Annotated in this window: 7 protein-coding genes and 1 other RNA gene; 4 read left to right on the plus strand and 4 right to left on the minus strand. The window is 40.2% G+C overall.

What is annotated here, in order from left to right; genetic code table 11:
- Positions 1-243 precede the first annotated feature (243 nt).
- From BUC07_RS20050 to BUC07_RS20065, 4 genes are all read right to left on the minus strand, one after another.
- On the minus strand, positions 244-1,497 hold the full coding sequence (locus tag BUC07_RS20050) for an SdiA-regulated domain-containing protein (protein ID WP_175552583.1): 1,254 nt from the start codon (positions 1,495-1,497) through the stop codon (positions 244-246).
- A 16-nt stretch (positions 1,498-1,513) separates the two neighbouring features.
- Positions 1,514-1,948 (minus strand): NirD/YgiW/YdeI family stress tolerance protein, encoded by a 435-nt coding sequence (locus tag BUC07_RS20055; RefSeq protein WP_175552584.1) that lies wholly within the window; start codon positions 1,946-1,948, stop codon positions 1,514-1,516.
- A 65-nt stretch (positions 1,949-2,013) separates the two neighbouring features.
- Positions 2,014-3,249, minus strand: coding sequence for a sensor histidine kinase (gene porY / locus BUC07_RS20060; protein WP_073174070.1), 1,236 nt, complete (start codon positions 3,247-3,249; stop codon positions 2,014-2,016).
- Complete coding sequence (locus BUC07_RS20065) at positions 3,246-3,929, minus strand: response regulator transcription factor (protein WP_073174073.1); 684 nt, start codon at positions 3,927-3,929, stop codon at positions 3,246-3,248. The genes porY and BUC07_RS20065 overlap by 4 nt, the downstream gene beginning before the upstream one ends.
- 163 nt (positions 3,930-4,092) lie before the next feature.
- Between BUC07_RS20065 and BUC07_RS20070 the strand changes: the two genes are divergently transcribed.
- From BUC07_RS20070 to ssrA, 4 genes are all read left to right on the plus strand, one after another.
- Positions 4,093-4,470, plus strand: a complete 378-nt coding sequence (locus tag BUC07_RS20070; protein WP_073174081.1) for an SRPBCC domain-containing protein — start codon at positions 4,093-4,095, stop codon at positions 4,468-4,470.
- An 83-nt stretch (positions 4,471-4,553) separates the two neighbouring features.
- The gene (locus BUC07_RS20075) at positions 4,554-6,008 is read left to right on the plus strand and encodes a T9SS type A sorting domain-containing protein (protein ID WP_073174075.1); all 1,455 of its coding nucleotides are present in this window, start codon (positions 4,554-4,556) and stop codon (positions 6,006-6,008) included.
- Positions 6,009-6,266: 258 nt separating this feature from the next.
- Positions 6,267-7,700, plus strand: coding sequence for an MltF family protein (locus BUC07_RS20080; RefSeq protein ID WP_073174077.1), 1,434 nt, complete (start codon positions 6,267-6,269; stop codon positions 7,698-7,700).
- A gap of 84 nt (positions 7,701-7,784) precedes the next feature.
- Positions 7,785-8,185: a transfer-messenger RNA gene (ssrA, locus tag BUC07_RS20085) on the plus strand.
- Positions 8,186-8,360: the final 175 nt, after the last annotated feature.

Raw genomic sequence — 8,360 nt, forward strand, 5'->3', positions numbered from 1 at the left:
TAATATTTTGTTTGCACTTTGAAGCTAAATTGTGTGACTTTTTTGTATGTAATTTATTGACAATCAATTGTTAATATTGTTTTTCAGCAAACCTTAAAATAAATGCCACTTTAAGGGCTTGCATGAAATTGATTTTTGATAGTGTTTTTCCGGTAACGAGGGAGTTTTCAAAAATACCAAGCGATAAACCAAGAAGAATGAAAAATATTAGTAAGCTATTGATTTCCATTATTTTTTTAATAGTTAGTTCGAAAAATGAAAAACCTGGCCATTCACATATCCATTCTTGATTCCTTCGCTTGAAATATAGAGGTCGCCCGATTTTGAGAATGTCAGCCCTTCGGGTTTATGGTACATATCCGAGGGTAGCGGAATTATTTCAACAAGTTGTTTGTTGCTGAAAATGGCGAGTAGCCGGTCGGAAGCCGACAAAACATAAATTTCGTCAGTGAGCGGGTGAACAGCGATAGCCGATGGATTGAGCACCACTTCATTACCGGGTGCAACTAACCCTGGATATTTTTCTGAAAAGAGGTTGTTGATTTGGTTGTTGTTTACAAAAAACGATATTTCGGGGCGATTTAATTCGTCTGTTGCCAACTGGTAAATCGGCCTTTCATCTGCGGCTCCGTTAACAGGTTCGTTTTTACTGGCCATCAGAAGTTGGTTTTTAGTTGGCTCGAAAAACAACCCCTCGATGTTGGTAGATTGAACCGGAACTGAAGTTGCCTCTGCTTTCCCGTTAAACTTTTTATAGTTGAATGTGAAAATAGCCCCGTCGCTCCGCAAAACATAAGCCGTTTCATTGGAGAGGGCAAGGTCTTCAAAGTCGCCTTCGTCGGTAAACCGCAGCATTTCAACAACTGTTTCTTTTTCCAAATCGTATTTGAAAAGTGCGCCCAGTTCATCCTGAACCATAAATATTTCGTTTTCTGTAATCATTTCAATCCCGGAAATTTCGCGCAATTTTTCAGGAAGATCGAAAACTTTATCGGGCAGCAGGAAATTGTAGGGCAGCTTTTTGTGTTGGAATTCCAGGGCCAGTTGTTCCGAAGTCCATTTGTCACTTCCGGCCACGTTAAGCGGCCTGAAATATTTGCCGTCGAGGGAGAAATATACATTTTGTTCAATGCCGTTTCTCAGCAGCTCAACTTTTATACTCGCGGTGTCTTTAATCTCAACAATGTGCCACTCGTCAATTTTCCAGCCCTGGTAAGCTTTGTCGAGCTTTTTCCTGATTTTTTCCAAAACTTCATCAGGTATATCAGCCCTTTTTTCGGTGTAAATAATTTCGAAGTTTTCATCCAACCCCACTTCAAATTTTTCTCCGTTGCACAGGTATTCAATCTCCGAATAGCCCTCTTTGTGTTCTACTTCAACAATTTCGGCACCCGGGCAAATTTCTTCAATTTTTGCTGCCCAGGTATTGTCCTTACTTGTGTGGGAACACCCGGCAAGCATTGCAATCAGGAACAGTGTGTAGATTGAAATTTTCATTGGATGGGGTATCAGTTTAATCATTTTCTGCGGACGAAGAAGTTGTGTCCTGCGGAATTTTAGCAGCAATTTCTACTTTTTTCTCCACTTCAATTTCGGTTCCTTCCAGTAAATCATAATCCACTTCGCCGGTAATTATCAGTTCTGTTTTTTCATCGAACGGTGAATCGGGCAGATGTTTGTCGTCAATTTCAATTTTAATTTTCCCGGTTTCGTCTTTAAACCAATACTCTTCATCCTTAATTTTCTCCACAACAAAACCTTTAATTTTTACCATTGTGTCTTTGCGGTCTAATTTAAGGGCGGTGTCTAAAACATCTTTTATTGTTTGGGTTTTTGCTTCGGAGCCAGGTCCTGTGTACTGTGCGCTGGCCACTCCGAAAATTCCTGTAAACACTGCCATTAAAAGTAATGTTTTCCATTTCTTTAAAATATCTGCTTTCTGTTTCATGTTTTCCATTTTTTTAATTTGAAAGCAAAAATAGAAAGCAATTCTGGAGAGATTTTGGAGATTTACTATTTGGAAAAATGAATGGTGATTTTATGTGTTGAGTTTTTAATATCGTATTGAATTTCAAAGTTATACAAGTCGCAAATTTCTTTTACAATAGCCAGGCCAATGCCGCTGATCCCGGTTTTTCCTTTTGAGAAACGTTGCAAAAGATGCTCGGGATTTCCTGCGTAAGGTTCTCCGCTGTTTTTTATTTCCAGCTTTTGGGGTGAAAGGTTGATTGAAATGTACCCGTTTTCAATGTTGTGTTTTACTGCATTTTTTATGAGGTTGTTGATGAGAATTTCGGCCAGTCCTTTGTCCATAAAAACAGTGCTGGGCTTTGTGTTTGCCGATAACTTAATCTGGCGAAGCGTTATGGTTTCGGCAAAAAGTTCAAGTACCTGTTTCATGAGGTCTTCAAGGTTTAGTTCAATGTTGTCGCTAAACTCGCGGTTATTGATTTTGCTGAGCAGCAGCAACGATTTTTGCACCTGTGAAAGCTGAGTAGCAGCCGAATAGATTTTGGATGCCGTTTCCGTTCTTTTCTCATCTCCGCCGGAGTTGTCCAGTAGTTTCCCGGCATTCGATTTAATCACAGCCAGGTGTGTTTGCAGTTCATGCGAAGCATTTTCATTAAACTCCTTGTTGTGCTGGTAATCTTTTTTAATTTTTTTCAACAACTCGCTAAGCGACGAATTTAAGGCATTGAACTCATCAATGTCCGAATTTGTAAATTCCGGCGGCGGTTCGCTAATTTTGAAACGCGTTATTTTGTGCAGTGTATCGTAAAACGGTGTCCATATTTTTCCGGTTACCCTGTTCACTGACAGAAAAGCGAAAAGCAGGATTAACAGTACAATTCCTGAAATAATGAGCAATGCCCCTTGCGCAATATCGTCGCGGCCAAGCATCAGGTGCTGAATAACCAGTGTAAAATCGCGGCCGTTGTGATTAATTGAAAACCAAAGTTCGCGGTAAGGCACCATTTCATTGTCGCCGGGTTCGAGCAGAAGCGTATCTTTAAAAAAAGGCTTTTCGTATTTCACATCTTCAATAATCCGGGCTACCTGGTGAAATTCGGGCAAATCATTATTTTCCTCGTGGTATTCCACAAGGCGCTCCATTTCGTAGGTCAAAAACTCGTCAATCTCCTCGTAGCTAACGTATTCAATCATTAAAAAAGAAAAAATACTTCCAATCAGGATAATGGGGAGCATCCATAACGAAGTGTAAATGTAGGTACGTTTAATCAGTCTCATGTTGTTGTTTTTTCGAGTTTGTAACCAACTCCGTACACTGCTTTTAATGGGTTGTCAACGCCGGCAGCGGTGATTTTTTTACGCAGGTTTTTAATGTGCGAATAGATGAAATCGAACGAATCGGCCAAATCCATATTATCGCCCCAAATGTGTTCGGCAATGCTTTCGCGGGTTAATACCCGGCCGGGATTCGACAAAAAGAAGAGCAGAATATCGTATTCGCTTTTTGTGAGATCCAATTGCTGGTTTCCTGCGGCAGCACTCCGGTTAACAGTATTTACTGTAATTTTGTTGTGTGTAATAATGTCGTTCCCCGAAAAGTTGCGGCGGCGGAGCAGGGCTTTTACACGTGCCACAAGTTCTGCCATGTCAAAGGGTTTGGTAATGTAATCATCGGCACCCAAATCGAGGCCTTCAATTTTGTTGTTGAGCGAATTACGCGCCGATATTACAATAATTCCGGTGGTTGAATTTTGTTGCTTCATTTTTCTGATGAGGTCGAGGCCTGTTCCATCGGGCAGGTTGATGTCAACAATTAACGCATCGTAGGTGTAAAGGAAAATTTTTTCGTGTGCTGTTTCGTAATTTGCTGCTGCCTCGCACAAAAATTTTTCACTTTCGAGGGTTTCTTTGATGGTATCCAAAAGCTTCAGGTTGTCCTCAACAATCAACAGTTTCATCGCAATTTTTAGTGCAATGTTAAAAAGAAAATCTGGATAAATTTTGGAGAACCAGCCATTCGTTTATTCAATACTTCAGTATTAATATGAATTGGTAAAATTTGAAAATCGTATCCGGGCATTGATAAATTCAGTTACTTTTGAAAAAAATAAAACCATTACCATGAAAGATTTAAAACGCTACTTCAATCTGAACGCCGAGCCTAAAGATGTGTACAACGCACTCACCAACAAAAAAATGCTGGAAATATGGACGGGCGAAGATGCCGTGATGGTGCCGGTTCCGGGCACGGAGTTTTCGCTGTGGGGCGGTAGCATTTCCGGAGTTAACCTTGAATTTGAGGAGAACAAAAAAATTGTACAGCAATGGTTTTTTGGCGAGGAGTCCGAAAATTCAATCGTGACCATTAAGCTGCATCCCGATAAAAAAGGCACCAGCGTGGAGCTGCACCACACCAATATTCCCGATGAAGCTTTTAAAAATATTTCAGAAGGCTGGGAAGAAGATTTTTTCGGATCGCTAAGGGAGCTGTTTATTTGAATTGGGGAAAGCGTTTGAAATGTTGATTTTATGCTTTAACTTAGTAAGCAAAAATTCATTTCAACAAAAAGCTTTTCAACAGAATGAAAACTCACCTGAACCTTTTGTTTTTAATTCTATTCCTCCCGGTTACTGCTTTTTCTGTAAGAATTATTTCACAATTTGAAATTGCACGTTGGTACCTTGATGCTGACCTGGTAATTGAGTGTTCCGTTCAAAAAACCGATACTATTTTTGTCAGCCATTTTGATTCATTGAAGGCAGATGGTTTTCGAATTCAGTATGACAGAGTGATTGAAAAGTATCATATTGAAATCGATTCGGTTTTAAAATCTTCAACAGATGCAGAACTTCCTGATACGGTTTTTTCGCAGGAATTCATCATTAATTATTCGGAATTCAAAATAATCGAACGGATTTTTGAGGGGTTGGATGAAAACGGAGATTCGGTTTTTTCGTTTTTGAGTGAAATTAGAGGACAACAATGCAACGACGACAGTTATTTCAGGATGGAGGATGGAAAATATGCAGTAATTTTATCGAAAACGGATTCCGGATATTTCATTGATTATTCCACTAAATCAGATGACTGGATTTTGGAATTACTTGCCGCAATTGAAGAAAAGGGCGAGTCATATTTTAACATCTTTTCGGCTGAAAATTTGCCTTATTTCCCTTTCCCCACAGAAAATGCACAATGGAATGTTTATCTCGAATACAGCATCTCGGAAGCTCCTGTCGATACGGTTTTGCTTCGCTATTTTTTAGGTGGCGACACAACGGTAAATCAAATAAACTATAAAAAATTGTGTCTGGAAAAAGGGAGTCTGGCAAAACCTGCAAGGGAACTGGCCGGATTAATTCGCGAACAGGATAAAAAAATTTATTATAAAGGAAGCGATTTTTTGGGTTTTCCGCATGAAGATGAATGGTTACTGTACGATTTTGATGTCCAGGAAGGCGATACGGTGTGGCATTCAAATTCCGGGTATGATTATACCGTGATTGGAACCATTGATTCTGTTGAAATTGACGGGCAGCTCAGAAGAAGGTACAAAGTAGATACCTGGCGTAATTACTATTTTGAAGATGAAGAATATTGGATTGAAGGGATAGGGAGCATTAAAAATGGATTATTGGGACATATTACTGATATTCCCACTTGTTGTTACCATTTTTGGGAGTTTGTTTGTTACCGCGAAAATGAAAAAGAAAAATACTTAAACCCTTCGTATGATGATTGTATTCCTTCATTTCTTTTAAGCTCGTCGGGATATAAAATTCCATTGCATGAAATTACCATTCATCCTAATCCTGTTTTTGGAAATTTTATAGTCGGGAATATACCCACAGCCGGTGATTTTGGGGTAAGCATATATAGTTCTGCCGGCCAGTTAATTAAAGCGCAAAAATTACAGCCGGGCAGCAATGCTGTTCAATTTCCCGCATTTAATGGAGTGGCGGTTGTTATTATTACTGACAGTAATGGCAACATAGTGAAAGAAGAAAAATTGGTATCGAAACGTAATATTCATTAAATTGCTACCGGAATTACCCATGCCGGCCTTTAGGGGGAGTAAGCTTTTACAATAAACCTGTTTTCATCTCAGGGGAATACAGGCATGTAAAATGGTTTCAAAAATGCAATAAGTCCGATTACAATTCCTAACATCTGAAAGTAATTCATTTTTGTTTTTGAATTTTTTTGTTGATTATTGAAAAGAAAAGTCAATTTGGCAGCACAACTACTGCTGAAAACAAAGGAACAGAACTTGCGTTAATATAAATAAAACTATATGCGAAATTATTTATTAATCATACTGTTGTTGAGTATTTTATCAGGTTGCGGCCCAAATTCCGATAAAAAAAGGCGCAATATTGATCCAACTCCGGAAACAGATGTCGAGATTCTGAGAAAGATAAAACGCGAAGGGAAGTTGAGGGCGCTGACTACCTATAGCGGAACCAGCTATTTTTTATACCGCGGCCAACCCATGGGTTTTGAATATGAATTGTTGAAACGTTTTGCTGATCACCTTGGCGTTGAACTGGAAATAGTTGTTTCGCAAAATATTGATAGTTTGCTGAACAACCTTAACAGTGGTGAAATTGACCTGGTGGCGCATGGAATAACCATTACCAGCGACCGCAAAGAGGAAGTGAATTTTACCGATTACCTCTATCTGACCCACCAGGTGCTTGTGCAGCGGAAACCCGAGAACTGGCGCCGTATGGGTTGGAGTGCCGTTGAAAAAGAACTGGTGCACGATGCCATTGAACTGATTGGCGACACGGTTTCAGTGCGCGAGAATTCTTCCTATTTCAGGCGGCTGAAAAACTTGTCGCGCGAAATTGGCGGCGAAATCCACATCGATACGCTGCCCGGGACCCTTTCTACCGACCGGATTATAAAAATGGTAGTGGATGGCGACATTAAATACACTGTTGCCGACGACAATATTGCAAGCATCAATGCTTCGTATTATCATATTCTCGACATCGATGTGCCAATTAGTTTTTCGCAACGCGTGGCATGGGCCGTGGCACCTGGTTCAAATGAGCTGCTGGATGAAATAAACAGTTGGTTGAGTGAGATGAAAGATGAAGTGGATTATTATGTCATCTACAACAAATATTTCAAAAACCGACGAAATTTCAGGCAACGGGTGCAAAGTGATTTCTACAGCCTGACCAATAACAGTATCAGCGAATATGACGAGCTGATAAAGGAATATTCCGATTCAATTGACTGGGACTGGCGACTGTTGGCTTCGCAAATTTATCAGGAATCACGGTTCGAACCGCGTGCCAGTTCATGGGCAGGAGCCGGCGGATTGATGCAAATTATGCCTGCGATGGCAGAAGATTTGGGTGTGAGCGACCGTTCCAATCCGGAACAAAATATAAAAGGAGGTACAAAATTTTTAAAACGCTTATGGGATAATTTCGAAGAGGTGGAAGATTCGGTGCAACGCATAAAATTCACACTGGCTTCCTATAACTGTGGGTACTACCATGTGCTTGACGCCCGCAAACTGGCTGAAATGAACAACCTCGATCCCAATCGCTGGGACAACAATGTGGAAGAGATGATACTGGAACTGAGTTATCCGGATAATTATAACAAACCGGAAATGAAATACGGATATGTCAGGGGAATTGAGCCTTATACTTACGTAGAACAAATTTTTGAACGCTTCGATCACTACAGGCAGTTTATTGAAAGTTGAATTTATTGAAATGACTTTTTTATTGGCACGATTTTAGTAATTTTGCATTTCTGTTCTTTGGCAAATTTGCCTTTTATAACTACCGGGGCTGACTGGTTTTGACAGCGGGTAGAAGAGGCAAGTAAGCATGCCGGGTTTTGATTGTTGACCCGTAAAAAATAACAGTCACAATTTTAATTGGCGAAAATAATTACGCTCTTGCTGCGTAACCGAATCACAGTAGGTTAACGCTTAATTCCGACGCAAGGCGTCGGAACAAGACATCGCCCGGGTGCCCTCGCTTCGAGGCTACCCGAACCGGCGGTGCAGAAAAAATCGAAGCTAACCGGAACGGAGTCCCGACGTTCTGGTGAAATTAAAGGGAATAAGGTCTCGGTTGGTGGCCCTAATCCTGCCGAAACCCGAAAATTAAGTTAGGGCTAAGCATGTAGAAAGCTTGTTGCTTCCTCGTTTGGACGCGGGTTCGACTCCCGCCAGCTCCACCTTCGCTCACCGAAGCTTTAGCGTAGGTGAGTTTCGCTCATTTCTTTACAAACTTCATTCTAAAGAATAAGCAATATTATTTAAGGTTTGCTGAAAAACAATATTAACAATTGATTGTCAATAAATTACATACAAAAAAGTCACACAATTTAGCTTCAAAGTGCAAACAAAATATTA

This window comes from Tangfeifania diversioriginum (assembly GCF_900141875.1).
GTDB classification, from domain to species: domain Bacteria; phylum Bacteroidota; class Bacteroidia; order Bacteroidales; family Prolixibacteraceae; genus Tangfeifania; species Tangfeifania diversioriginum.

What these genes read in the sequence shown, in the direction of transcription:
- BUC07_RS20055 (WP_175552584.1), bottom strand. Translation starts at nt 1,948, where the DNA reads ATGAAACAGAAAGCAGATATTTTAAAGAAATGGAAAACATTACTTTTA.
- porY (WP_073174070.1), bottom strand. Translation starts at nt 3,249, where the DNA reads ATGAGACTGATTAAACGTACCTACATTTACACTTCGTTATGGATGCTC.
- BUC07_RS20080 (WP_073174077.1), top strand. Translation starts at nt 6,267, where the DNA reads ATGCGAAATTATTTATTAATCATACTGTTGTTGAGTATTTTATCAGGT.
- BUC07_RS20075 (WP_073174075.1), top strand. Translation starts at nt 4,554, where the DNA reads ATGAAAACTCACCTGAACCTTTTGTTTTTAATTCTATTCCTCCCGGTT.
- BUC07_RS20050 (WP_175552583.1), bottom strand. Translation starts at nt 1,497, where the DNA reads ATGAAAATTTCAATCTACACACTGTTCCTGATTGCAATGCTTGCCGGG.
- BUC07_RS20065 (WP_073174073.1), bottom strand. Translation starts at nt 3,929, where the DNA reads ATGAAACTGTTGATTGTTGAGGACAACCTGAAGCTTTTGGATACCATC.
- BUC07_RS20070 (WP_073174081.1), top strand. Translation starts at nt 4,093, where the DNA reads ATGAAAGATTTAAAACGCTACTTCAATCTGAACGCCGAGCCTAAAGAT.